At 69.6% G+C, this 25,247-nt stretch carries 19 protein-coding genes; 5 read left to right on the forward strand and 14 right to left on the reverse strand.

Translation table 11 applies throughout. The features are described 5' to 3' along the window. Positions 1-59: 59 nt before the first annotated feature. From QSJ59_RS19115 to QSJ59_RS19170, 12 genes are all read right to left on the reverse strand, one after another. On the reverse strand, positions 60-2,462 hold the full coding sequence (locus QSJ59_RS19115; RefSeq protein WP_285761074.1) for a glycoside hydrolase family 65 protein: 2,403 nt from the start codon (positions 2,460-2,462) through the stop codon (positions 60-62). Next, a complete protein-coding gene (locus tag QSJ59_RS19120) occupies positions 2,444-3,241 on the reverse strand; it encodes an HAD family hydrolase (RefSeq protein ID WP_285761075.1) in 798 nt (265 codons plus the stop codon). The genes QSJ59_RS19115 and QSJ59_RS19120 overlap by 19 nt, the downstream gene beginning before the upstream one ends. A 137-nt stretch (positions 3,242-3,378) precedes the next feature. Then, positions 3,379-4,413, reverse strand: a complete 1,035-nt coding sequence (locus QSJ59_RS19125) for a zinc-binding alcohol dehydrogenase family protein (protein WP_285761076.1) — start codon at positions 4,411-4,413, stop codon at positions 3,379-3,381. 96 nt (positions 4,414-4,509) lie between these two features. Beyond that, positions 4,510-5,226, reverse strand: a complete 717-nt coding sequence (locus QSJ59_RS19130) for a CBS domain-containing protein (RefSeq protein WP_285761077.1) — start codon at positions 5,224-5,226, stop codon at positions 4,510-4,512. Positions 5,227-5,440: 214 nt separating this feature from the next. Further along, a complete protein-coding gene (locus tag QSJ59_RS19135; protein WP_285761078.1) occupies positions 5,441-6,337 on the reverse strand; it encodes a universal stress protein in 897 nt (298 codons plus the stop codon). Positions 6,338-6,401: 64 nt separating this feature from the next. Continuing rightward, entirely contained in the window at positions 6,402-7,109 is a 708-nt protein-coding gene (locus tag QSJ59_RS19140; protein ID WP_285761079.1) for a response regulator transcription factor, read from the reverse strand. Positions 7,110-7,209: 100 nt separating this feature from the next. After that, the gene (locus QSJ59_RS19145; RefSeq protein WP_285761080.1) at positions 7,210-7,884 is read right to left on the reverse strand and encodes a helix-turn-helix domain-containing protein; all 675 of its coding nucleotides are present in this window, start codon (positions 7,882-7,884) and stop codon (positions 7,210-7,212) included. Between the two features lie 156 nt (positions 7,885-8,040). Further along, the gene (locus QSJ59_RS19150) at positions 8,041-9,765 is read right to left on the reverse strand and encodes a sensor histidine kinase (protein ID WP_285761081.1); all 1,725 of its coding nucleotides are present in this window, start codon (positions 9,763-9,765) and stop codon (positions 8,041-8,043) included. A gap of 223 nt (positions 9,766-9,988) precedes the next feature. Further along, positions 9,989-10,978 (reverse strand): Acg family FMN-binding oxidoreductase, encoded by a 990-nt coding sequence (locus QSJ59_RS19155; RefSeq protein WP_285761082.1) that lies wholly within the window; start codon positions 10,976-10,978, stop codon positions 9,989-9,991. Positions 10,979-10,983: 5 nt separating this feature from the next. Next, positions 10,984-11,484, reverse strand: a complete 501-nt coding sequence (locus tag QSJ59_RS19160; protein WP_285761083.1) for a universal stress protein — start codon at positions 11,482-11,484, stop codon at positions 10,984-10,986. A 183-nt stretch (positions 11,485-11,667) separates the two neighbouring features. Further along, positions 11,668-13,182: a bifunctional aminoglycoside phosphotransferase/ATP-binding protein gene (locus tag QSJ59_RS19165; RefSeq protein ID WP_285761084.1), complete on the reverse strand. Its 1,515-nt coding sequence runs from the start codon at positions 13,180-13,182 to the stop codon at positions 11,668-11,670. A gap of 70 nt (positions 13,183-13,252) precedes the next feature. Further along, positions 13,253-13,630 (reverse strand): Hsp20/alpha crystallin family protein, encoded by a 378-nt coding sequence (locus QSJ59_RS19170; RefSeq protein WP_285761085.1) that lies wholly within the window; start codon positions 13,628-13,630, stop codon positions 13,253-13,255. Between the two features lie 494 nt (positions 13,631-14,124). Between QSJ59_RS19170 and QSJ59_RS19175 the strand changes: the two genes are divergently transcribed. The 3 genes from QSJ59_RS19175 (at position 14,125) to QSJ59_RS19185 (ending at position 19,571) form a co-directional block, all read left to right on the forward strand. After that, the gene (locus tag QSJ59_RS19175) at positions 14,125-14,982 is read left to right on the forward strand and encodes a universal stress protein (protein WP_285761086.1); all 858 of its coding nucleotides are present in this window, start codon (positions 14,125-14,127) and stop codon (positions 14,980-14,982) included. 746 nt (positions 14,983-15,728) lie between these two features. Then, entirely contained in the window at positions 15,729-16,061 is a 333-nt protein-coding gene (locus QSJ59_RS19180; protein ID WP_285761087.1) for a histone-like nucleoid-structuring protein Lsr2, read from the forward strand. A gap of 342 nt (positions 16,062-16,403) precedes the next feature. Continuing rightward, positions 16,404-19,571 (forward strand): ATP-binding protein, encoded by a 3,168-nt coding sequence (locus tag QSJ59_RS19185; RefSeq protein ID WP_285761088.1) that lies wholly within the window; start codon positions 16,404-16,406, stop codon positions 19,569-19,571. On the opposite strand, the gene QSJ59_RS19190 is transcribed toward QSJ59_RS19185, so the two are convergent. Together QSJ59_RS19190 and QSJ59_RS19195 are read right to left on the reverse strand one after the other, a co-directional pair. After that, a complete protein-coding gene (locus QSJ59_RS19190) occupies positions 19,561-20,211 on the reverse strand; it encodes a response regulator transcription factor (protein WP_285761089.1) in 651 nt (216 codons plus the stop codon). The two genes, QSJ59_RS19185 and QSJ59_RS19190, sit on opposite strands and share 11 nt — an antisense overlap. Beyond that, complete coding sequence (locus QSJ59_RS19195) at positions 20,199-21,404, reverse strand: sensor histidine kinase (protein ID WP_285761090.1); 1,206 nt, start codon at positions 21,402-21,404, stop codon at positions 20,199-20,201. Before QSJ59_RS19195 ends, QSJ59_RS19190 begins: the two co-directional genes overlap by 13 nt. Positions 21,405-21,807: 403 nt before the next feature. On the opposite strand from QSJ59_RS19195, the gene QSJ59_RS19200 reads away from it, so the two are divergent. Together QSJ59_RS19200 and QSJ59_RS19205 are read left to right on the forward strand one after the other, a co-directional pair. Further along, positions 21,808-22,518 carry an ABC transporter ATP-binding protein gene (locus QSJ59_RS19200; protein WP_285761091.1) on the forward strand — a complete coding sequence of 237 codons (711 nt, stop codon included), beginning with the start codon at positions 21,808-21,810 and terminating at the stop codon, positions 22,516-22,518. Continuing rightward, positions 22,515-25,073 carry an ABC transporter permease gene (locus tag QSJ59_RS19205; protein WP_285761092.1) on the forward strand — a complete coding sequence of 853 codons (2,559 nt, stop codon included), beginning with the start codon at positions 22,515-22,517 and terminating at the stop codon, positions 25,071-25,073. Before QSJ59_RS19200 ends, QSJ59_RS19205 begins: the two co-directional genes overlap by 4 nt. Positions 25,074-25,247: the final 174 nt, after the last annotated feature.

A 25,247-nucleotide genomic window follows, 5' to 3' on the forward strand; every position in this document is an offset into this window, starting at 1 on the left:
TGTGCGGTCTTTCCGCTCGCCCGGGGCAGGGAGGAGGTCCCGATGGGCCGGGCCGTTGGTCACGTGTCGGTCTGCCCCGGGGCACTGGGAAGCGCGCACGTGCGGCCCGCGGACACCCGCACCTTCTGTCCCTTGAGCTCCACGGTGACGGGTGGGGCGCGGTCGTCGGGCATCTCGATCCCGACCCGTTCGTCGAAGAAGTCCAGGCGCATTCCCCAATGACCGCGATAGCGCAGGGTGAAGGACAGGCCGTCGAGTTCGGCGGGAACCAACGGGCTCAGTTGGAGGCTTTCGTTACGTGCGACCAGGCCGGTGTAACAACGGGTGAGCAGGTCGACGGTGCCGGCCATCGAGCCCAGGTGGATGCCTTCGGAAGTGGTCCCGCCCTGGACGTCGTCGAAGTCGCAGCGGAGCGCGTCGAGGAAGAACTCCCAGGAGGCGTGCCGGTCCGTACGGGCAACCACCCAGGAGTGCACGACGGAGCTGAGGGTGGAGCCGTGACAGGTGCGCGCCATGTAGTAGTCGACCGTGCGCGGGATGAGGCCGGGATCGTAGGGATAGCCCAGGTCCTCCAGGAGCTCGGCGAGTTCTTCCGCGGGAAGCAGGAAGAACAGCATGAGCACGTCGGCTTGCTTCGAGGCCTTGTAGCGGTTGCATGAGTCGCCTTCCGCCTCCAGGATCCGGTCGAGTCTGCGGATGTCGCCGTAGGTCTTGCGGTACCCGGGCCAGTCCAGTTCGGCCAGCGACTCGTATCCGGCGAACTGGCTGATGACACCGTCGTGGAAGGGGACGCGCATCCTGGTGCAGATGTCCTCGAACCGGTCGAGTTCTTCCGGTGCCACCTCCAGTTGCTCCAGGAGTTCGGCCCTGCCGCGTCCGGGCAGGGCCGCCAGCGTGTCCAGCGCCCGGCGCAGTACCCACACCGTCATGACGTTGGTGTAGGCGTTGTCGTCCACCCCTGCCGTGTCCCGGTCGGGGTAACCGTCGTGGTATTCGTCCGGCCCCATGACACCGCGGATCACGTAGCGGCCGAGATCGGTGTCGAGCGAGGCGAGCGAGGCGAGCAGCCGGGCGGTCTCCAGCAGTAGTTCGGCGCCGAAGTCGACGAGGAAACTCGTCTCGCCGGTCACCTGGTAGTGCTGCCAGACGTTGTGGGCGATCGCGATGTTGACGTGGCGCTGCAGGTGCGAGTTGTCGGGGATCCACCGCTTCGACCGTGGGTTGACGTGCAGCCTCTGGGCTTCCTCCCTGCCGTCGCTGCCGCTCTGCCAGGGGAACATGGCTCCCCGGTGCCCCGCCGCGTGTGCTGCCGCACGGGCCTGGGGAAGCCTGCGCCAGCGGTAGCGCAGCAGGGCGCGCGCGGTCTCGGGGAACCGCGTCGTGAGGAACGGGAAGACGAACAGCTCGTCCCAGAAGACGTGCCCCCGGTACGCCTCCCCGTGCAGGCCGCGCGCGGGGACCCCCACGTCGAGGTCCGCTGTGTGCGGTGACAGCGTCTGGAGCAGGTGGAACTGGTGGAGGTTCAGAAGCCGTTGGTCCTCCTCGTTCCCGATGTCCACCGACGACGCCCACCACAGCCGGCCCCAGGCCGCGTGGTGACGGTGCGACAGTTCGTCGAAGCCCTCAGCCAGCGAGACGTTCTCCAGTGCCTCGGTCAGACAGTCGCTGATCGCGGTGTCACGGGAAGTGTGGATGGCCACGACCTTCTCCACCGTCACGCCCCGGGACGCGCGGGCTTCGACCTCCAGGTCCTGTTGGATCAGGCCGTCCGGGGAATCCGGCCACGTCACCGTGGGAGCCGGGCCCTGGGTGACCGTTGTGCGGGCAGCCAGGGCGATGTCGATGCCGGAGGACACGGTCCGTGACCGCAGCCACATGAGACCCGGGGAGTGCCTTCCGCTGCCCGCGGGGCGCAGGTGCGTGCGGTCGAGGCCTCTGTAACGGGCAACCCCGGCGTTCACCACCCGGCCGTCCAGCCCGGAGCGGACCGTCAACGTCCCCGTCCAGTTCTGCGGAACGATCACGGTTCGTAGCGCCACCACGTGCGGGGAGTCCATCGACACCAGCCGACGCTGCTCGAATCGTGTCCGTCGTCCCCCTCGGTCGCGGACCACACCGGTACGGATCAGCACACCGGAGCGCATGTCCAGTTCGCGTTCGTCCTCCTCGACGAAGTTTCCGCCGCCGCCCAGCCAGTCCCCGCCGTCCGCCCGGAAGGTGAACGGCAACCAGTTCGGGACGTTGACGATGTCCTCGTTCTCCACTTCGTGGCCTCCGACCGTCGAGGTGAGCCGGTCGTAGCAGCCCGCGACATAGGTCCCCGGATAATGCGTGCCGTCGGCGTGCGACTCCGCAGCCGCGCCGCGCGTGGCGAGATACCCGTTGGCCAGTGTGCACAAGGCCTCCCGGACCCCCTCGGCCGCTGGGTCGAAGCCGCTGTATGTCAGGCGCCAGTGATCCATGGGACCGCCTTCTTCTCACTCAGGGCCAGTTCCCCCAGGTCCGCCACGACGACGTCGGCTCCGCGGTCGATCAGCCCGTCGTGCTGCCCCGCGCGGTCGACGCCCACGGTGAACCCGAAACCGCCGCGGCGTGCGGCCTCGACCCCGGCCAGGGAGTCCTCGACCACGGCGGCACGGGACGGGGCCACGGCCAGGCGCCGCGCGGCCTCCTGGAACAGGGCCGGGTCGGGCTTGCCGGGCAGGCTCCACCGAGCCGCGTCGATGCCGTCCACCCGGACGTCGAACAGGGCGGTCACCCCCGCGGCCCGTAGGACCGCCTTGCAGTTGCGACTGGCCGAGACCGCGGCGGTTCGAAGGCCTCTGTCGCGGAGCTCGTGGACGAAAGCCACCGTTGAGGGAAAGGCGGCGACGCCGTACCTGCGGATGTAGTCCAGGAAATAGTGGTCCTTGCGATCGCCCAGGGAGGACACGGTGAGGGCTTCCGGCCGGTTCGGTTCGTCCCCCTCCGGAAGGGTGATGTCGCGTGAGGCCAGGAAGGTTCGGACACCGTCGGACCGGCCCATGCCATCGACGAACCTCCGATAGTCCTGGCGCAGGTCGAATGGCCGGAACGGCCCGAGGCCACTGCGGGACCGGTCCAGGAGGAATTCGTCGAATGTCCGCTTCCACGCCGCGGCGTGCACCGATGCGGTATCGGTGACCACTCCGTCGACGTCGAAGATCACCGCCAGGATCTGGCCGAGCGGTACACCGTTGCCGTTGCTGTCGAACACCTTCATCACATCCTCTCCACGCCTGGCCGGCTCCTCTCGGCCCGTCCACCTCCCATTCCACGCCGTTTTCATGCCCGCCGACCGGGGCGTTGGTCATGATCCGCAGGACCGAAGGCACCCGGGGCGGTCCCGGACCGGCCGGTTCAGTCCGGTCCGGACGCGAAGTCGAGGACAGCCGCCCCGTCGACCCTGTCCGCGGCAACGTCCGCCAACGCACGGTCGGCCTGGTCGAACGAGTAGGAAGTGGTCGTCACGGACAGCGGGTTCCCGGCCGCGATCGCGAGGAAGCCCCGGGCGTCGTCTCTGGTGTTCGCGGTCACGCTGCGCACGGTGCGCTCCTGGAAGAGGTGCCGCTGGTAGTTCAGCGGTGGGATGTCGCTGAGGTGGATGCCCGCGATCGACAGGGTCCCTCCGCGTTCGAGGGCGCTGAGGGCCGTCGGAACCAGGGTGCCGACCGGTGCGAACAGGATCGCGGAGTCCAGTGGTTCGGGTGGGGCCGTGTCGGCTCCGGACGCGGAGGCACACCCCAGCTCCAGGGCCAGGGCGCGGGCCCGCGCCGCACGTGTCATCACGTGCACCCGTGCCCCACCGGCCAGCGCGACCTGCGCGGTGAGATGGGCCGAGGCACCGAAGCCGTAGATGCCGAGCACGCCTCCGGCCGGCAACTGCGCGCGCCGCAGCGCCCGGTAGCCGATTATGCCCGCACACAGCAGCGGCGCGGTGGCCGGGGCCGCCGCGTCCTCGGGCAGCGGGTAGACATAGCGTTCGTCGGCGCTCAGGTAGCGCGCGTATCCGCCGTCGACGTCCCAGCCGGTGTACGTGGAGCGCGGACACAGGTTCTCGGCTCCGCGCAGGCAGTACCGGCACGTTCCACAGGTCGAGTGCAGCCAGGCGACGCCCACCCGGCTACCAACGGTGATCTCGTGCGCGTCGGGACCGTGCGCGACGACGTTTCCGACCACCTCGTGGCCCGGTACGGTGCCGCGGTGCTTGGGCCGGAGATCGCCTTCGGCGAGGTGGAGATCGGTCCGGCACACCGCGCACGCTTCCACCCGGACCAGTAGTTCGCGCTCCACCGGTCGCGGAACCGGGCGGCGCACCAGGCGCAACGGCTTCGTCGCGATCGGTCCCGGGCTGTCGACGACCCATGCGTCCATCTCGGCGGCGACTGTGTCCATGCCCTCAAGCCCACCACCGATTCCCGTGTCGGGCGGAGGGGCGAAGGCCCTCGTTTCCGGGACCTTCTTCCCCGGGGCCGTCCGGAGCCGTGCCGGTCAGGCTCCGCTGTTCCATTGAACGTAGGCGGGCACGACGTCGTCGGTTCGCCAGTCGGGACCGACGGGGACCGACACCACGCCCTCCACACCGCTGACGCGCCTGACCAGTTTCTGGGCCTCGCTGCGCCGCTCCACGGTTCCCGACAGGGTGACCACACCGTCGTGTACGGCCGCTGCGGGGTGCTCGATGCGGATGCTCCGCATCGCGACGGCCAGTTCGGCCTGGACCGTTTCGGTGATGTCGTCGTCATCGTGGAGGAACACCAGGAGCAGGTTGCGTCGACTGATCATTCCTTTCAGACACCCCGAGTCGTCCACTACCGGCAAGTGCCGTATTCCGCATCGTTCGATGAGCCGCGCCGCCTCGACCACGGAGGCACCGGTGCGAATCGTCACGGCGGGGCGGGTCATGAGATCGGCGGCCCGCCGCCCCGCGGCCTTGGCCGCCGGAGGGGATGCCTGTAGACCGGTGCCGCGCAACCGGTCGCGCAGCCGGGACCGCACTGGAGGCCGGTAGGCGTCGTCTTCCTTGAACTCCTCCTTGTACAGCAGGTCTCCCTCCGAGACCACTCCGATCACCCGGCCGTCCCGGGCGATCACCGGAAGCGCACCTACTCCGTACTCCACCATCGTGGCGACGATCTTCTTGTAATCGGCTTCCTCGGTCACCGAGACGACCCTCGTCGTCATGACCTCGCCGACAGTGCTGTCCATGCCGCCCCCTTGTTTTCGGCCGGACCCGGGCCCGGCCGGTAACCGGAAACGCCGCCGCCCCCGACGGACAGCGACCTGCTCTCCTCCTCCACTCTCCTCCGATCACGCCGTACCGGGGAGAGTCCTCCGTGCCTTCGTCGAGGGACCTTCGTGCCACTGCCGTTGCGGATCGTCCCCGAGCGCTTCCGTGTCGGAGGCCCCACCCGAGTCGTCGTCAGGAGCGGTCTCCGGCGTGCACGACCATCACGGGGCAGCGCGCGTGCGACAGCACTGACTGGCTGATCGACCCAAGGAGCATTCCGCCGAAGCCGCCCCGCCCATGCGACCCGACCACGAGCAGGTCCGCCTTTTCCGATTCGGCGGCCAGTACCTCGGCGGGGTGACCGGAGACCGCCTTCTCCCGCACAGCCACGTCGGGGTGCAGCTCCCTCTGTCCGGCGAGCGACTCCGACAGGTGCCGGCGGGCCTCCTCCAAGGCGGCGCCTCTCTCAGGCACACCGGAGAACCCCGGGGGAGGGGTCTCCAGGGTGCGGAAAACACCGTGTGAGGCGTGGTCGTACGCGGTCACCGCGTGCACGGTCGCCCCACGGGCGGACGCCTCGGTGAATCCCCAGGCGGCTGCGACCTGCGCTGTGTCGGAACCGTCGACGCCCACCACCACGCGGCCGGTGGCGGAGCGGGGTTCCCGGGTGACGACGGTGACAGGACATGCCGCCCTGGCGGCGAGCTCCAGGCCGGTGGAGCCGAGAAGAACAGCTTGAAGGCCGTGCAGACCACGTGAGCCGACGACGACGGTGTGCGCGTTCTCGGCCTCCAGGAGCAGGGTGGGGGCGACCCCGCCGGTGATGTGTACGGCCTCGACGGTCAGTTCCGGGGCACGTCGACGGACTTCGTCGGCGGCGGCGGCCACAAGCCGCCGGGGAAGTTCGTCGATGTCGAAACCCGGGAGGTCGCGCGGGATCGTGTGGTGGAGAGGCCACTCGAACGCATACACGATGCGCAATCCGCGGTGCGTCAGGAGGGCCTGGTCGGTGGCCCAGGCGAGGGCGCGTTCGCTACCGGGCGTCGCGTCGATCGCCGCGACCACGGGCTCGGTGCTGTTGTGGGACACGGGTGCCTCCTCGAACACTCGAATCGCTCCGTTTCCGGTTCCCGCCGTCTGCGGGAGGATCCCGCTAAGGGGGCGGTGTGCTCCCGCTTCCAGATGGTCGTTCCTGGTCGTGCCGGGTGCTTTCGGCTTTGAGTCGTGCGGCCAGTGCGGCGGCCTGGGTGCGGCGTTGCATGTCGAGTTTGGCCAGCACGGTGGAGACGTGGTTCTTCACCGTCTTCTCCGCGAGGAAGACCCGTTCGCCGATCTGGCGGTTGGTCAGCCCCTCGCCGATGAGGGTGAAGATCCGGTGTTCGCGCTCGGTCAGCTCCGACAGCGGGTCCTCGCGGGTGGCGTCCTGGCGGATGCGCTCCATGATGCGGGCGGTGCTGCGCGGGTCCAGCAGGGACTGTCCGGCTGCGACGGTGCGCACCGCGCCCACGAGGTCGGAGCCGTGGATCTGCTTGAGGACGTATCCGGCGGCGCCGGCCATGACGGCTTCGTAGAGGGCGTCGTCGTCGGAGTAGGAGGTGAGCATCAGGCAGGCCAGGCCGGGCAGTTGGGAGCGGACGTCGCGGCAGACCTCCACGCCGCTGCCGTCGGGCAGGCGCACGTCCAGGACGGCCACGTCGGGTCGGGTCGCGGGGATCCTGGCGAGTGCTTGGGCGGCGGTGGCGGCCTCGCCCACGATCACGATGTCGCCCTCGGCCTCCAGCAGGGCCGCCACCCCGCGGCGCACCACGGCGTGGTCGTCGACCAGGAACACCCGGATCACGTCGTCACCGGTCTCTTTCACGTGAAAGCCTCCTCGGGGTGCTGTGCCGTACCGGAAGGCCCGCACCCGTCTGGTCCTTTCCGCACGCCTACCGTGTCCCCGGCCCTCGGGAGCCCCTCCGTCATGGGTGCCCTCCGAGGACCCTGCGCCCGGTGATCTTCGTGGGAACGATCATGACCAAGAGGTCCCGCTTTCCGGCGGCCCAGGGCCGGACGGGCGCGGTCGCCCGCAGCGCGGACAGTTCGGCGGTGTCGCGCACGGCACGCGCCCGGCCGGTGATCAGCACGCTCCACCCCTCGCTCGTGGCGCCGTCGAGCCTGTCCGTCTCGAAGCAGACGTCGATGCCGATGGCGTGCTCGGCGATCATTCCGTGCGCGGCCGTGCGGAAGACGACTCCGTTGCCGGCTATGAGGAAGTTGACGGGAAGTACGGTCGGCGCGGTGTCCCCGGCCACGGTGAAGGCGATGCGCCCCACCCCGCCCTTTCCGATCAGCTCCATGCACTCCTGCGAGTCCAGGGAACACAGGCGGGGATCCGGGATCCGGGTGCTTGCCGATCCCGCCGGTTCCTCGAATCCCGCCCCCAGCAGTGAGTCCGGACTGGTGTGCAGAGCGTCGGCCAATCGGTTGAGTGCGGCCCTGCTCAGGTTGGGGGGGTTGTGTTCCAGGTAGTCGATGTATCCGAGGGCCATGCCCGCACGCTCGGCGAGCTGCGGTCGGGTCAGGCCCAGTTCGATGCGACGGTGCGCCACCCTTCTGCCGAGGTCGTCCCGCGATCTGTTCGAATCATTCGTCACGTTCACCGTTCCCCCTCGGAGCGCGTGTGCTCGGACACCCCTCCTCAGCTGATGTCCGCAACGTCACTGTTCCAACCAGGGCGAACGTCCCGGATTGTCGTCTTGCGCGATTTCTGTCGAGGTGGTGTCGACGGAGCAGGGCCCCGGACCGTCGGTTCAGGTGAGGCAGTCCTCGTCGAGGGGCGCGCTCCAGTGGAGCCGTGTCCCTCCCCTCACCCCGGGGCCGGCCTCGAACGCCCCGCCCAAGGCCCTCGCCCGGTCGGCGAGGTTGCGCAGACCACTGCGCCGCCCCTGCTCGGGGATGCCGATCCCGTCGTCGGTCACCTCGATGCTCACCGCGTCGTCGACCGTGACGCGGATCTCCACTCGCGAGGCCCCGGCGTGCCGGGCGACATTGGAGAGCGCTTCGCGCAGGACCGCCAGGACATGCTCGGAGACATGGTCGGGGACCCTGCTGTCGATGGGGCCGTCCAAGCGCAGGTCGGCGGAGAAGCCCAGCGGACCGGTGGCCTCGTTGACCACCTCCAGGATCTGGTTGCGCAGCCACGGGCGGTCGCCGCCGACGTTTTGCAGGGCGAAGATCGTCGAGCGGATCTGGCGGATGGTGTCGTCCAGGTCGTCCACGGCCTGTCGGACCCGGTGGGCGGGGTCGGGGGAGTCGATGCGCCGGACGCTGCCCATCAACGACATCGCGATGGCGAACAGGCGCTGGATCACGATGTCGTGCAGGTCTTTGGCGATGCGGTCCCGGTCCTCCAGGATGCTCAGCCGCTCGGCGTCGCTGCGTGTTCGGGCCAGTTCCAGGGCCACGGTCGCGTGGTCGGCGAAGGAGTGCAGCATGTGCACGGTCGAGGCGGGGAAGGGGGCGCTGCCCCGGTTCCTGGCCAGGAGCAGGACGCCCATGACGCCGTCGCGTCCACCCAGCGGAACCACCAGGGCCGGCCCGGTCCCCAGGTCGTGCAGGAGAAGCGCGGGTTCACCGCACGGCTGGGTGGAATCGGCGAAGACGGGTGCACCGTTGCGCACCGCCTGCCCGACCAAGGTTCCTTCCACGTCCATGGTCCGGCCGAGCCACTCCGCGGAACCGGGGCCGTCGGCGGTGCGCACGGTCAGCCGCTTGTCGTGGTCGTCGGGGGTCGCGATTGCCACCAGTTCGGCGTCGGCCATGCGTCGTGCGCGATGGGCGATGAGTTGCAGTACTTCGTCGGCCCCGGCGCCGCGCAGCAGCCGGGTGGTGATCTCGTCGGAGGCGTCCAGCCACAGTTCCCGGCGGTGGGTCTGTCCGTACAGGCGCGCGTTGGCGATCCCCACGCCCGCGGCGGTGGCCAGTGCGGTGACGACGGCCTCGTCGTCCTCGTCGAAGTGTCCGCCGTCGGCCTTCTCGGTCAGGTACAGGTTGCCGAACACCTCGTCGCGGATGCGGATCGGCACCCCGAGGAATCCGCGCATGGGCGGGTGGCCGGGAGGGAATCCCCGGGAGGCGGGGTGGTCGGCCAGGTTCTTCAGGCGAAGAGGGCGGGGGGACTTGATCAACAGGCCGAGCACGCCCCGGCCCTGCGGCCAGTGCTCGATGGCTGCGATCTGCTCCCGGTCCAGACCCACAGGGACGAACCGCTCCAGTTCGCCGTCGCCGCCGATGACTCCGAGCGCCCCGTAGCGGGCGTCGACCAGCGCCATGGACGTTTCGACGATCCGGCGCAACATCGTTTCCAGATCCAGGCCGCTGCCGATGGTGACCACCGCGTTGAGCAGGCCGTGCACCCGATCTCGCGTCAACATCACCCTGTCGAGGCGTTCCTGTACTTCCACGAGCAACTCATCGGGTTGTCCCTGGGGGAGGAGAAGGTCGGCCCGCTCTGGTTCGGGAGCGTTGTTGGCCATGGTCGGTCCCCAAGGAAGTCGAAGCGTTGTCGTAATCACCCGTTGGTGTTCCCTGAGGCCGATTGTAGGCTCCTCTCGGAGGAATATCGGCTGGTCAGCGCGGTGAATTGTCGATGGTCGCTTAAAAACGAGCACAGGATCGAACCCCCGCCGACGGTCGGCGGCACTGCTCAACAGGGCCGGTCTGCCTCGGCCGGGCAGCACGGCCACCGTCACCGCTCGGTCAGTAGCCGGTCAACATGGACTCGATCGCCTCGTCGCGCTCATCGAAGCAGGGCCCTGCCCGGCCCAGGCGCATGAGCATCTGCGGGTGGGCGCCGCCGCACAGGCGTTCGGTGACGAAAGCGCGCAACAGCGGCTCTTCCAGGGGTTGGGTGTGAAACGCCGAGGCGACCCCCGCCGCTGTCGCTGTCAGCAGCACACGCTCCAGGGCCTGCCCGGCGGCCAGGTGACTCACCCGTGTATCGGAGACCGTGGTGAGTAGCGCTACCGTGCCTCGTACGGCGCCGTGGACTTCTCGGCTTCCGCTGATCCGGCCGTGTCCGTAGTCCCGGTCGGGGAACAGTGCGCCGGCGACCCGCCGTTCGGGCGGGAAGTCCGCGGCCCGCATCCCGCCCGGTCGTCCGCTCTTGGGCGCGTGGACCCAGCGCGCCAGCTCGTCGGTGTGCGCGCGCTCGCGCCGGTGGATGTGTTCGGCAGCGGCCACGAGGCCGGCGAGGGAGTGGACCAGCGAGTCGTCGGTGACCAGCCTCAGGGTCGCTTCCTCGGCGGAAGCGGCCGCCACCAGGACCCGGGCAAGTTGTTCGTTGCCGATGTCGGAAAGGAACGGCCCGCGATGGGTCCGCCGTTGTTCGATGGAGTCGAACAGCAGGTTGTCGAGTCCGCTCGCCTGCGCCTCCTCTGTCGTGATCACGTCCGCGAGGAGCCCGGGACGGTCCGGATCGGGGAAGACCTCGACCCGCGGAATGACACCGTGTGCGCGCAGCGCGGTCCGGATGTTGAACAGCGCCGCGCCGCAGCTGATCACCAGCTCCCTCGCCCCAGGGTCGGCCGTGCCCAGCTGCCGGTCGGTGTCGGTGCTGATGGAGATACGGCCGCTGTCGTCGACCAGTCTCCATGGCCGCGTGTTGTGGACCGACGGAGCCCGTTCGGCGGCGCGCAGTGCGGCCCGAACGGGATCGCTTCCGGTCAGGCGGGTGCTGTGCGTCCTCAACGTACTCACCTCTTCTCGGCCGCGTTTCCGACGAGCCCCGGTCGCGATGACGCGGACTCCTGCTGCATCGGCAAGGGGATAACCACGACAGGGCACGAAGCGGTGCGGACGCATGCCGACGTGGTCGGGCCCAGGGCCGGGGACGTCGGGGAAGAGTGCTCCGGCGCTCCCAGTACCAATAGTGCCGCGCTGGTGGCGGCCTTGTTCAGGGCCCGGGCGGCGAGAGCGTCGTAGACCAGGACCTGGAGGACACGGGTTCCGCTGCCCTTGGCCTCTTCGGCCGCACGGTGGAGTTCGTGGATGGCGACCGCGTGTTGGGCGGTGGTGTCCCCGTCGGCTCCCGCGTATTGGGCACGTGGGAGCCGGCCGTCATCGAGCGCGCGCACGATCCACAGCTCGCAGTCGCGCAGGCGTGCTTCGCGGGCAGCCCAGTCCAAAGCCACGGTCGCTGGCCTCGAACCGTCGTAGCCGACGACGATCGCTTCTGCCGCGGATGTCTCGTTCATCGGGTGAACCTCTCGTGTGTGCCGCCAACGTCCTTGTCGGAGCCGCCGCCGCAGGAGCGGATGGTCGGCCGCCGAGCCTTCCTGTCCTCACTCCATCCGATGGCCGGCAGCTCGGCCAGGGCCTGACGGTTGCCATGACGGGGACAGAGGTCCCGTCGACGTTTCGGCCCCCCGCAGGGCCGGTCAGTCGGCGGTCAACAGGGGGCGGCTGGGGAGCCACTGGGCCACCGGCGGACTGGGCCTGGCCACTGCCAGCATCTCCTCCAGCGCGGCCCGCACACTGTGTGAGGTGTCCACGCACGTCGCGTCGGGCCATGGTGCGAAGGTCGATGACACGGCTCGCTCGATCGCGGCGTCGGCGTCGGAGAGGCAACCGTCCCTGGGACGTTCGGCCAGACGCCGGGCCACGGTCGCGGCGGGCGCTGTGCAGCGGAACTGCGTGAAGTCGGCGGCGTTGTCCTCGGCGGTCATCGCTGCGGCCTGCCGCCACGAGGCATCGGCCCAGCAGGCGTCGAGCACGACCGATTCTCCGTTGGCCAGGAGCAGCCCCGCGCGTTCGAGTATTTCGGTGTAGACCCGCCTGCTCGTCTCCGCATCGTAGGGACCCTCCCCGAAGGCGGCGGCGGAGGAGGCAAGGGGAGAAATCCCGCACTGTTCCTTCCGGACCCGGTCACTGCTGATGAGTACCGCCCCGAGCAGGTCGGCCAGTCCACCGGCGACCGTTGTCTTGCCCGTTGCGGGCGTACCGCCGACGACGACCAGCCGTACCGCTCCGTCGCGCAGGTGTCCGAGGGCGATGTGTTCGAGCAGCCGTGCCTGCGGCCCTGCCGAGCCGTCGCCCTGGGTGTGGCGCAGACAGGCGACCTTGGCGCGCACGAGCGCCCGGTAGGCCACGTAGTGGTGGTGGAGCGACGCGGGTGCGGGGTCGCCGGTGAACTCGGCGTAGAGGCGAAGGAACACCTCGGCTGCCCCGGCGGCGCCGAGCCGTTCCAGGTCCATCGCCAGGAAAGCCGCGTCGTCCAGCGCGTCGACCCAGCGCAGCCGGTCGTCGAACTCCAGGCAGTCCAGGATGCGCGGGCCGTCGTCGAGGCAGAAGATGTCATCGGCGAGCAGGTCGCCGTGTCCGTCGATGACGCGCCCTGCGTCGACACGGGCGGTGAACAGGGCCTGCCGACCGTCGACGAACCGTAGGGCCAGCCGTTCGATCTCCTCGGTCTCCCCGCCCAGTACCTCGCCACGAAAAGGGCGGATCTGGTGGAGACTGGCGGCCCATCTGCCCCGAAGCGCGTCGGTCGACCCTTGCTCACGGACCTCCGGGCCGCTCGGCGCGCGGCTGTGGAACGCGGCCAGGAGGCGGGCGACGGCGCGTAGTTCGCCGCCGAGATCGCGATCGCCGTGCACCAGGGTGGACAGTCGGCGCGACTCCGGCATCCGTCGCATCGCGATCAGGTGATCGAACGGTCGTCCGGTGGAGTCGACGACATCGAGCACGCCCTCGTACACGTCAGGGGCGAGACGGCTGTTCAGTTCGACCTCGCGCAGGCAGGCGGCCAACCGCAGCTCGCGCGTACTGTAGTCCAGGAACCCGAAGTCCTTCGGTTTTTTCAGCTTGTAGGCCTTTTCCCCGATGAGGACGACCACGCCCGCATGGGTTTCCCGGATGTCCGCGTAGCGAGCCCCGGCAACGTTTGGCTGCATGTGTTGTCCTCTGCCTCGAAGCGCCGTCGCGCGAGGGACCTGCACGAACACCCCCGCGCGGTGTCCGCGTCTACTCGGTGGAGCTGATGGGGACTCGGCGGCTTTCCGTTCCCTGTTGGGCGAGGCCGAGGCTGACTTCGAGAATCCCTTTCTCATACGTCGCGGTCACGTCGTTCTCGTCGCAGTTCTTCGGGAGCGCGACGGTGCGGGTGAACGAGCCGTAGCGAAATTCCGAACGGCGGCCTTCCCGGTGCTCCTCCCGCCGTTCGGCTTCGATGGTCAGCCGTCCGGGCGATACCGTCACAGCGACGTCCTTGTCCGGATCGATGCCGGGAAGTTCGGCCCGGATGACGTAGTGCCCGTCGCGCACGACGTCTTCGACGCTGATGTCCGACAGGTGCCGGAACGGTAGGAGCGGGGATTCGAGCAGTTCGGTGAGATCGGGCATGAATTGGTGTCCTTCGCGACGTGCGAGCGTGTCCATGGTCTCCTCCGTCGTTGGTCGGTGTCCTCTCCTGCCCTCCCAGTCCACCCCCGTGACGCCCGGGGCGGCATGGTCCGTTCGTCTGCCCGGCCAGGGCCGAAGGTCACTCTCGTCGGTGTCCGGGTGTCCGGGTGTCCGGGTGTCCGGGTGTCCGGGTGTCCGGCACTACGGCCACCGCGGCGCAAAGTCCCTTTCGTTGAACTTTCGGTGCTTCTGGTGTCGGGGAGTCGTCCTGCGGGACATGGGGCGGCCGGTCCCGGCGACCGTCCGTGAGCGGGGAAGCCGGCCCTCCACGCCGCTGTGCGGGACCTGTCGGCCCTTCGCGTCCGGTGGGTGCGTGTGGCACGCGGAGACGACCGGTGACTTTCGAAGTACCGGGAGAGGACCTCGGACCGTTGGTGGTGAGGGCCGCAAAGGTTGAGGCTTGTCCCAGGAGCATCGAGTGCGAGGGGGTTGTGATGAAGAGGGAGATTCTGGTCGGGGTGGACGGATCGGGGACCGGACTGAGGGCGGTCGACTGGGCTGCCGGTGAGGCGGCACGCCGTGGATGTGCTCTGCGGTTGCTGACCGCGTTCGCCCTTCCCTCGGGCGAGGCCGCGTTCGTGTGGCCGGAGGACGAGATCCGGAAGAACTCGACAGCGGTCCTGAGGGAGGCGGAGGAGCACGTCCACGAAATCGCCCCTGGCACGGAGGTCGCCTCGACCACTGTGATCAGTGCGCCGGCCGCCACGTTGGTGGAGCTGGCAGAGACGGCGCTGATGGTGGTCGTGGGGCTACGAGGGAGAGGAGGGTTTCCCGGCTTGAGGATCGGTTCCGTCGCCTATCAGGTCGCCGCTCACTGTTCGGTGCCGGTCGTGGTGGTCGGTCCGGAGCCTGTCGTCGACTCCGAGGCCGAGGTCGTCGTCGGACTGGACGGCTCCGAGTCCTCCGAGGACGTCCTGGCGGAGGCGTTCGAGTGGGCTGCCCTGACGGGCACGCGGCTACGTGCGATCCGAGCCTGGACCGATCCGATGCTTCCGGCGCCGGCCATGCGACCGATGCTCTACGACACCGATCGGGTCCGGGAGGCGGAGGCCGCCGCACTCCACCACGCGCTGTCGCCGTGGAAGTCCAAGTATCCGCAGGTGGAGGTTGTTGCCCAGGTAATGGAGCAGCAACCGGTCCACGCCTTGGTCGATGCTGCCGAGCACGCCCGCCTGCTCGTCGTGGGGGCGAGGGGCAGGCGCGGGTTCAGCCGGTTGGCCCTGGGGGGAACCGCGCACGGATTGCTGCACCACGCGCCGTGCCCGATCATGGTCGTCCACAAGACGCCTTGACCCGACGTGATCGGAGAGGGGATTTCTCCGAAGAACGATTGCCTGAGCGAGGTCGACGTCGACGAACCGGGCTTTCTCCGGCCTCTCGGGCTCTCGGTGTGAATACGGATCGAAGCTGCCGAAGACCGCGTCGTCAACGGCGGTAGGTGGTCGGGCCGAGTCGGCGCGGCCCCATTGAGGGACCGGTATGGAACGGAGCTGTGACCCCGTCTCGGCTTGCGGGGTTTGCCGGCCGGGCGTTGCGGAAATCCTGGTTTCCAGGGCATTCAGCCGTTTCTTTTGCGGCTGCTGCTGCCCATTTCTTCGCCGGGCGTCGGGGCCTCTCCCCTCCGATGCCGTCGGGCTCTCCGCGTTTGCCCGAGGTGTCTGGAAGTCACGCGGAACCGTCGTTTTCGCTACGGTCCCAAAGTTGCTCTTCCGGTGGAGAGGGAAGCTCGGGTCGACGGTGCCACTATGGGGAGCGGTGGGAAAAATGATTAACGCGCGGTCGATTGGAAAGGTGGTCCGAGGGAGACGCGTCGACTGAGGCCGCCGTCCTTCTCGGCTTCCCTGTGGCAGGGGCGGTCCAATGGGGGGTTCGGCGTGTGATGGGCAGTTGGCCAATGGGGGAGTCCTGTATCTCCTTGGAGCTTAAAATATAACCTTTCAATATTTCCTTGGATCATGTAGAAATAGCTTTCTCGGGGCGTGCGTGTAGGCTATATTGATCTTGTAGGGAATAGTAGATTTGTTTAAGGAATAACTTCGTGGCGCAAAAAGTCCAGGTAATGCTCATTGATGACCTTAACGGGGGAGAGGCCGAGGAGACCGTCTCTTTCGCTGTGGATGGTGCCACCTACGAGATCGACCTCAGTGGGGACAATGCCGCTGCGTTGCGTGAGTCGCTCGCGCCGTTCGTCGATGCCGCTCGCAAGGCTCCGGCCAAGGGGCGCACGGTGCGCGGGGCCAAGCAACGCACCGCACCCGGTCGGGAGCGCAGCTCGGAGGTTCGCGCCTGGGCCAAGGCCCAGGGGAAAGAGGTCAGCGAGCGAGGCCGGATCCCGCAGTCGATCATGGACGAGTACGAAGCCGCCCACTGATCCACTGCTTTTCGCTCAGTAGGTCCTAGGGGCGAGGTCCTTCCTCGCCCCTATCGGTGAGGCACGACCGGTGTCGCGTGCGCTCCCGTGCACCCCGCCTGCGCTTCGGCGCCCGCGGTGCGGTGGACCCGGTCCGCTCGGGCCGGGGACTCGCCGGCGTCGTCCTCGCCATCCACCACGGGAGCCCCACCGACCAGATCGCCCACGTCGGGATCGACCGGTCCCCGACCCGGCGCCGATCGGCGGACCGGAGCGTTCGTCTGCTCCGGCGACCGTGCGCTGACCGGCTCCGGTCGCCCGAATCGGGGCACCCGACCCGCGGGATCTGAGAAAATGGCGGATGTGCGAGTAGCGTTGCTGGGCCCCTTCGAGCTCCTGGACGGGCAGAGCCGTACCGTCGCACTCGGCGGACGTCGGGTCGAGACCCTGCTCGCCCGCCTCGCACTGTCGCCCGGCGAACTGGTCCCGGCCGGCTTGCTGATCGACGATCTGTGGGGCGACGCCCCCTCCGGAGGCGGAGCCAACGCACTCCAGCGACTGGTCTCGCGGGCTCGACGCGCGATCCAGGAGCACGGCGCCGGCGACGTGACGGTCCAGTCGGGGCCAGGCGGCTACCTGCTCACCGTCGCCCCCGACGAGGTGGACGCCACCGTATTCGAGGGGCTGGCCGCAGAGGGGCGTCGGCTGCTGCGCGAGTCCGACCCCGCGCGGGCCGTCGAGCCACTGCGCGGCGCCCTGGAGCTGTGGCGCGGCGTCCCGCTCGCCGAGTTCGATGTCGGCTTCGCCCATGCGGCAGCCCAGCGACTGGGGGAGCTGCGGCTGTCGGCCACAGAGGACCTGTTCGAGGCCGAACTCCGGCTGGGCCGCTCCGCGGAAGCCGCGGTCGAGCTCGCACGGTTGTGCGCGGAGCACCCTCTCCGGGAACGTGCCGCGGGCCTGCTGATGATGGCGCTGAACGCGAGCGGTCGCCAGACCGACGCCCTGGGCGCCTACGAACGCATCCGATCCGCGCTGGCCGAGGAACTGGGCGCCGACCCCTCCCCCTGGCTAGGCGAACTGCACGTGGGCCTGCTCCGCGGAAACAGTGCCGCGCGGCAGGGGGACGGCAAGGAGCAGCCGCGATCGGAGGCGGCCAGGCTGCCCGCGCGACTCGCCCGGTTCGTCGGCCGCCGGAACGAACTCGCGCAGTTGGAGACGGCGCTGGAACGTTCGCGCCTGACCACCCTGTTCGGTTCCGGTGGGGTGGGCAAGACCCGCCTGGCCATCGAGTACGCGACCCGGTTGCGCGACCGCACGGCCGAACGCATCCGGTTCGTGGAGCTCGCCCCGCTCCGGGCGGGGACCGACCTGGCCGAGACGGTCGCCGCCGCGCTCGGCTCGGGCCAGACCCTGCTGCTCGACCGGCCCTTTCCCGACCGCAACCGCTTCGACCAGCTCGTGTCCGTGCTGTCGGGCGATCCCACCCTTCTCATCCTGGACAACTGCGAGCACATGCTCGACGACGTCGTCCTGTTCGTCGGACGAATCCTCACCGACTGCCCCCAGCTACGGATCCTGGCCACCAGCCGCGAGCCGCTGGCGATCACCGGCGAGGCGCTGTGCCACATCGGCCCGCTGGGCGTCCCGGAAAACGTCGAGGATGCGGAAGGGGCCGCGGCCATCCAGCTCTTCTGTGACCGCGCGGCCCTGGTCAGGCCCGGTTTCGCCCTCACCCCCGAGACTGTCGGGGCCGTTGTGGAGATCTGCCGCAGACTCGACGGTCTTCCGTTGGCCGTCGAACTGGCCGCAGCCCGGTTGCGCACCATGACCGTGCGGCAGGTGGCCGACCGCCTGGACGACCGCTTCCGGCTGCTCACCGGTGGCAATCGCACCTCAGGGGTGCGCCACCGTACGCTTCGCGCGGTACTGGACTGGAGTTGGGACCTCCTGGAGGAGCCCGAACGCGTCCTGGCCCGGCGCCTGTCGGTCATGGCCGGGGGGACCACCGCCGACGCGGCGGCGGTTGTGTGCGCCGGGGCCGGCCTGATCGGTGACGACGTGCTGTACGTGCTCTCCTCCCTGGCGGAGAAGTCACTGGTCCAGGTGCTGGAGCCGGAGCCCGGCGAGGTCCGCTACCGAATGCCCGAGACCACCCGGGCCTACTGCCGGGAGCGGCTGGTCGAGGCAGAGGAACTGGTCCGTACCGAGGTCGCGTGCACCGCGTATCTCCTGGAACTGGCCGAGCGTGCCGGAACCGGGCTGCACGGCCGCGACCAGCCCCGACTCCTGGCCCTGTTGGACGCCGAGCACGACAACCTCGTCCAGGCCGTGCAGCGCGCGGTCGTCGACGCCGACCTGGACGTCGCGGTGCGGTTGTGCCTCGCGCTGAGCTGGTACTGGGTGATGCGCGGGCGTTACGCCGAGGCGGACCGCTGGTTCGGTGCGCTGCTGCGGTTCGGTGACGGTATCCCGGTGCGGGCCCGCGCGGTGTTCGCGGCGACACGCGTGGTCATCCCGGTGTCCTTGGAAGCGGACCGTGCCCGGGTCACCGCCGAGGCCGCCGACCTCGCGGACCGCGTCGGCGCCATGGCCGACCACCGGCTGCTGGCCATGGTGGAGCCCAAGTGCTGGCTGCTGGTGGGCGACTACGAGCGCCTGGCCGCCAGCGCCGAGCGTGCCCGTGCGCATCCCGACCCCTGGGCCAGGGCGGCGGGGATCGCGTCGTTGGGCCTGGCCGCCCAGGCAGCAGGGGACGTGGCAGCCGCCGAGCGGCACGTCGTTTCGGCCCTGATGGCGTTTCGCGAACTCGGTGACCTATGGATGGCCGGACAGCTCATCAGCGAGCTGTCGGACTTCCAGTCGCTGCGGGGGGACACCCTGGAGGCCGTGCACAGCCTGGGGGAGGCACTGGAGGCGGTCCGTATGGTCGGCTCACCTGACGACCTCACCCCCATCCTGATCCGGCGGGGGACCGAACAGTTGCGTTCGGGGATGCTCGCCGAGGCCGAGGCCAGTTTCCACCAGGCCCTGGGCAGCACCCGCTCGCCGGCCACCGAGCACCGGATCCTGGTGTCGGTAGGTCTCGCCCGGTTGGCGCTGGCGCGCGGGCGCCCCGAAACCGCTCGCGTGTTGCTGGCAGACGCCTCGGCGCTGCTGGGTGACGCGTCGTTCGGGGTCCTTGCGTTGCGGGTGGAGGTACTGCTCCAGGTGGCGGCCCTGAAACTGGAAATGGACGCGACGGTTCCGGCGGCCCGTGCGGCGTTCGAGTCGGCGGTTCGGCTCGCCCGGGAGTTCGGCGACAAGGCGGTTCAGGCCAAGGCCGCCGAGGTCGGGGCGCAAGTCCTGTTGGCCGAGGGCGATCCGCAGGCCGCGGCCCGGACCTTGGGTGAGGCGACCCGGCTGAGAGGGGTGCGCGACGACGGAAGCCCACAGGTCAGGGGACTGGTGGCGCGGCTTACGGCAGCCCTGGGGGACGAGGGCTACCGGCGCGCCTACGCGGCCGGGGCAGGAACGGCCCCGCTCAGCTGTTGAGGAAGGCCAGTACCGCCAGGACCCGGCGGTGCCCGCTTCCGGTTCCCGACGCGGCCAACCCGAGCTTGCCGAAGATGTTGCCGATGTGCTTGCTGACCGCTGCCGAGGACAGCTCCAGCAGGTGACAGATCCTCGCGTTGTCGTGTCCCTCGGCCATCAGCGCCAGGACCTCGCGTTCACGCGCGGTGAGCGAGCCGAGGGGGTCGCCGGCGGTGTGTCGGCTGAACAACTGGGAGATCACCTCGGGGTCCAGTGCGATGCCACCGGAGGCGACCCGGCGCAGGGCGTCGACGAAGTCGCCGACCTCGCCCACCCGGTCCTTGAGCAGGTAACCGATGCCGCTGGCACCGTCGCCCAGAAGTTCTGTGGCGTACCCGTCCTCGACGTAGGCGGAGAGGACCAGCACCGGGAAACCGGGGGTGGCCCGTCGCAGTTGGGCGGCGGCACGCAGCCCTTCGTCGCGGAAGGTCGGAGGAAGGCGGACATCGACCACCACCGCATCGGGGGTGTGCCGGTTGACGAGGACCATGAACTCCTCGATGTCCGCGGCGGCCCCCACGACCTCGACCCCTTCGGTCTCAAGGAGGAGCGCGAGTCCCTGGCGCAGCAGGGCGTCGTCCTCGGCTATCACGACCCGCATGGCAGCACCACCCGGATCGTGGTCGGCCCGCCCGGCGGACTGGCGACCTCGGTCGTTCCGTCGAACGCGGCTGCCCGGCGCCGAATCCCGGCCAGGCCGGTTCCCGACGCCTCGTCGGCGCCGCCGTGACCGTCGTCGACGACCTCGACGCACATCGCGGTGTCGTCGATGCGCAGTTCCACCTGGATGGCGGTGGCGCCGGCGTGTTTGATCGCGTTGGTCAACGATTCCGCGACCACGAAGTAGGCGGCGACCTCCAACGCGGCCGGTGCGCGTTCGAGCTCCGTCAGTCGGGTGGAGCAGGGGACCGGGCAGCGTGCGGCCAGCGCCGACACGGCGCTGGCCAGCCCGCGGTCGGCCAGTATCGGCGGATAGATGCTGCGGACGACGCCGCGGAGTTCGGCGAGCGCGTCGTCGGCCGCGGTCTGTGCGGTCGTGATCAGTTCCAGGGCCTTGGCCGGGTCGGTGCGCAGCATCCGCTCCACCAAGCCGAGGTGCATGCGTACCGCGACCAGCCGGTTCTGTGTGCCGTCGTGGAGGTCGCGCTCGATTCTGCGCAGTTCCGCGCCGTGTGCCTCCAGAGCTTCGAACCGGGAGGCGGTCACTTCGGCGAGCCGGACACTGATCCCCGCACGGCCGACGGAGGTCAGCAGGGCGTAGGCGATTCGGGCGTGCCCGGTGGCCATCGCCGGCACCGCCACCATGAGCGCCGCGATGTAGACGAGGCCGGCGACCGGAGTGAGAATTGCCGCCGGCCAGGAATCAACAGGGTAGCCAGCTGGATTGACCGCAAAGCCTTCGGGGAGTATCCACCACCACAGCGGAATGGTCAGAGAAATCGTGGTGCCGACGGTGAGGATGAGTACGGTTACCCCGAAAAGCAGGCCGACGACCGCATTCGTGAAAATCCAGCGGAGCTGGAGCCAGAAACCGATTATTGCGGATGCCCGTAATTTGTCTCGGTGGGGGCCAGTGCGGCCGAGGAGTCGTGTGCTGGAACGAAGATCGCGGTCGGCTGCTCTTTCGACGGCTCCCATGAGAAGGGTGCGGAGGGGAATCCCGATTCCCACCGCCGACAGTCCCTGCGCCCCCAGCAGGCCGCACAGCAGGAACCAGTAGACGAGGGAATTGCCGCCCGCGTCCAAGAGGTAGGGCAGGCCCGATCTGGTGTCGCGGATCAATCGTTGCGCCACAAAACCCCTGTTGGGAGAGGGTTTCCGTGAGTCGTCGAGGCGGATTTGAGGCTGTTCGTCTCCCGCGGGGAACCGCGAGTGCGAATTCAATTCCATGGAATCGGTGATCGTCCCAACCCCCTTCCGGTTCGCCCGCGCAGCCGCAGTATTTCGATGTGCCGGCACCGCGGCCGCCTGTTCTACCGTTCCCGGCGGCGTCGGTTCCGTCTTTTTCGGGCTGTCGCCGGTAAACGGCAGATAATCCTTCGTCGCGGGAATTTCACGAAACTGATGTATGGTACCGTCGCGACGATTATTCAGAGGGGGGAGCCTCGTGGCAAGTGGGGTGGGGGATTACGGTCGTGCGGTGCGCACCACCGGCAGGGGGGCGGGAGGAGAATCCGGCCCGATAAACGCGCTGAGAATGGACGGACTATACAAGACGTACGGGTCTGGTGAGAATCAGGTCGATGCTCTTCGGGATATTTCCGTAGGGCTTGCCGCGGGCACGTTCACGGCGGTAATGGGCCCCTCGGGCTCGGGGAAGAGCACCTTCCTGCACTGCGCGGCGGGGCTCGACCGGCCCACCCGGGGAGAGGTCTGGCTCGGCGACACGCCGCTCTCGACCATGCGCGAGACCAAATTGACCCGGCTGCGCCGCGACCGGATCGGCTTCGTCTTCCAGGCATACAACCTGCTCCAGGCGCTGACCGTGCAGGACAACATCACGATGCCGCTGCGGCTCAGCGGTCGCCCCCTGGACCGTGCCTGGTGCGACCGCGTCATCGCCCAGGTCGGTATCGCCGACCGGCTGCGGCACCGTCCCGCCGAGCTCTCCGGCGGTCAGCAGCAGCGTGTGGCCATCGCACGCGCACTGATCGCCCGCCCCGACCTGGTCCTGGCCGACGAACCCACCGGGGCCCTCGACTCCCGGACCGGTGGCCAGGTCCTGGCGCTGCTACGCGACATCGTCACCGACATGGGGCAGACCGTGCTCATGGTCACGCATGATCCGGTGGCGGCCTCCTTCGCCCAGAGCGTGCTGTTCCTTGCCGACGGGCGGTTGGTGGAACGCCTGGAATCGCCCACCCCCGATGCCGTCGCCGAGCGCATGACCCACCTCGGGGACCGGTGAGCACCGTGCTGTCGATCGCGTGGAAGACGCTGCGCGCGCGCAAGGCCGCATTCGTCGGTGCGTTCGTCGCACTGCTGGGCGGTTCGGCGGTGCTGACCGCCTCCGGGGTGCTGCTGGAGTCCGGGCTGCGCTCCTCGGTCGCTCCCGAGCGCTATGCCGGGGCGTCCCTGGTGGTGGCCGCCGACCAGACGTTGCGGTTGCCCGGGGCCGACTTCACGGTTCGTGAGCGGCTGCCCGAGCCGGTCACCCTGGACGCGGGCACCGCCGCCACGATCGACGCACTGGCGGGGGTGGACCGTGCCATCGGCGACTACCGGGTGGCGGTGGCGGTGCGCTCCACCGGCAGCACCGATGCCCCGGCACCCGCGTCCGGGCACGGCTGGGACTCCGCCGGACTGGCACCCTACGCCCTGACCGACGGCCGAGCCCCCGAGTCCGACGGCGATGTCGTCCTGGACGCGGCCGTCGCCCGGAACGCGGGGGTCGGCGTCGGGGACAGCGTCGACCTCGTCGTCCGGTCCGCGGCTGCCCCGTACAGGGTCAGCGGGACCGCGGTCCCGGAGTCGGGGGAGACCTTCCGACGTACCGGGGCGGTGTTCTTCACCGAACAGGAGGCCGGACGGCTCTCGGGGCACGCGGGCCGTTTCGACGCCGTCGGAGTGCTCGCCGCCCCCGGAAGCGACATCGACGCCCTCGCCGGCTCCATTGCCGAAGAGGTGGCCGAACCGGTCGTCGTCCACGAGGGTTCCGCCGCCAGTCAGGTCGAGTTCGCCGACGTGGGCGCTTCTCGTGGGGTGCTGCTGCTGGTGGCGGGTTCCTTCGGTGGGATGGCCATGCTGATCGCGATGTTCGTCGTGGCCACGACCCTGGCGCTGTCCATCGACCAGCGGCGCCGGGAGTTCGCCGTTTTGCGCGCGATCGGTTCGACCCCCTGGCAGATCGTCCGACTGGTCGCGGCCGAAGCCCTGCTCCTCTCCCTGCTCGGCGGAATCGCGGGTGTCGTGCCCGGCTTCCTGCTCGCCGAACTCCTGCGCGGCTTGTTCGCCGGCTTGGGAGTGGTGCCCCCCGACCTGCCGATGTCGATGGGCCCGCTGCCACCCCTGGCGGCCGTACTGCTGATCGTCGTGACCGCGGTGGCGGGCGGCCTGGTCGCCGCGGTCCGGCCTGCCCGGATCAACCCCGTCGAGGCACTGCGCGAATCCGCCGTCCCTCCGGCCGACCTTCCCCGGTGGCGCAGGACGGCCGGTCTCATCTGCCTGGTCCTGGGGGGTACCGCCGCGCTGACCCCGCTGTCGGTCCAGGGCGCGATCGGCGCTGCGGGCACCGGGAGCGCCGCGCTGCTCCTCGTGGTCGCGGTGGCGCTGCTGGGGCCGGTCGTGCTGCGCGGTGCCGTCTCGGTGTGCGCGGTACCGCTGCGATGGTCGCGGGTGAGCGGTTTCCTGGCCGCGGCCAACAGCGAGTCCGGTGCGCGGCGCATGAGCGCGGCGGTGACCCCGTTGGTCCTGGCGATCGGATTCACCGTGACCATGGTCTACTCCCAGAATGTGGTGGCCGCGGCCGTCCAGGCCCAGTCGCAGCGCGCGATCACGGCGGACTTCGTGGTCGCCGACACCGGTTCCGGCGGGGTCGGTGAGGAGGCCGCGGACGCGGTACGCGCCGTGCCCGGTGTGGCACGGGCGACCGCGGTGGCCACGACCACGGTCTTCGTCCCCTACAGCGTGTTCGGCGACCCCGACCTCGCGGTCTACTCCGCGCGGGGGGTCACCTCCCAGGGCCTGGCCCAGACCGTCGATCTCGGCGTCGTCGACGGCGACCTCGCCGACCTGTCCGGTCGCGCGGTCGCGCTGGAGGACTCCGGCGCCGGCCTGCTGGGCGCCTCGGTGGGCGACGACGTCGAGGTGCGCTTGGGCGACGGCGCGACCGAGACACTGCGCCTGGTGGCCACCTACGAGCACGGTATGGGGTTCGCCGAGATGACCCTGCCGATGGAGGTGGTGGAGGGACACCTCGGGGCCGCCCCCAGTCATCTGCTGGTCCGCGCCCAGGACGGCGAGGCATCGGCCGTCGAGGCGCGGCTCGCCGAACTGGTGCAGCGCTATCCCGGTCTGACCGTCACCGACCGGGGCGCGTTCACCGCGGCCGCCGGCGCGGAGGCCGCGTTGGTGGCCTGGGTGAATCTCGTGGGACTCGCGATGATCCTGGCCTACATCGCCATCGCGGTCGTCAACACGTTGGTGATGGCCACTGCGGGGCGCGCACGGGAGTTCGCCCTCCTGCGCCTGATCGGGATGTCGCGTGCCCAGGTGGTGCGCACCATGCGGTTGGAGGCACTGCTGCTCGTGACCCTGGCCGCCCTGCTGGGCACGGCCGTCGCGGCCGTGCCGTTGGGGGTGCTGAGCCTGGCCTTCCTGGGCACTCTGCTTCCGGCAGGGTCACCACTCGCCTACTTCGGGGTGCTGGCCGTGACCGCCCTGTTGGGGCTGGTGTCGGTGCTGGTCCCCGTGCGCCTGGCGCTGCGCAGCAGGCCGGTGGACGCGGTCGGTGTCCGGGAGTAGCCGGCGGACGCCGCCCCGGCCGGGGTGAGCTCCCAGGCGCACGCCGTGGGGCGCCCCACTGCTCGTCCAGTTGAGATCCCTGCTCTCCTTCTCGGGGAGCAGGGATCTTTTTAGCCTCGGCCGTGGGAGTCGGTCGGCGTCCCCGCCTCCGTCGGAACGCGTGCCCCGCTCGGC

Origin of the sequence: Nocardiopsis ansamitocini, assembly GCF_030268225.1 — a bacterium.
Lineage (GTDB): Bacteria > Actinomycetota > Actinomycetes > Streptosporangiales > Streptosporangiaceae > Nocardiopsis_D > Nocardiopsis_D ansamitocini.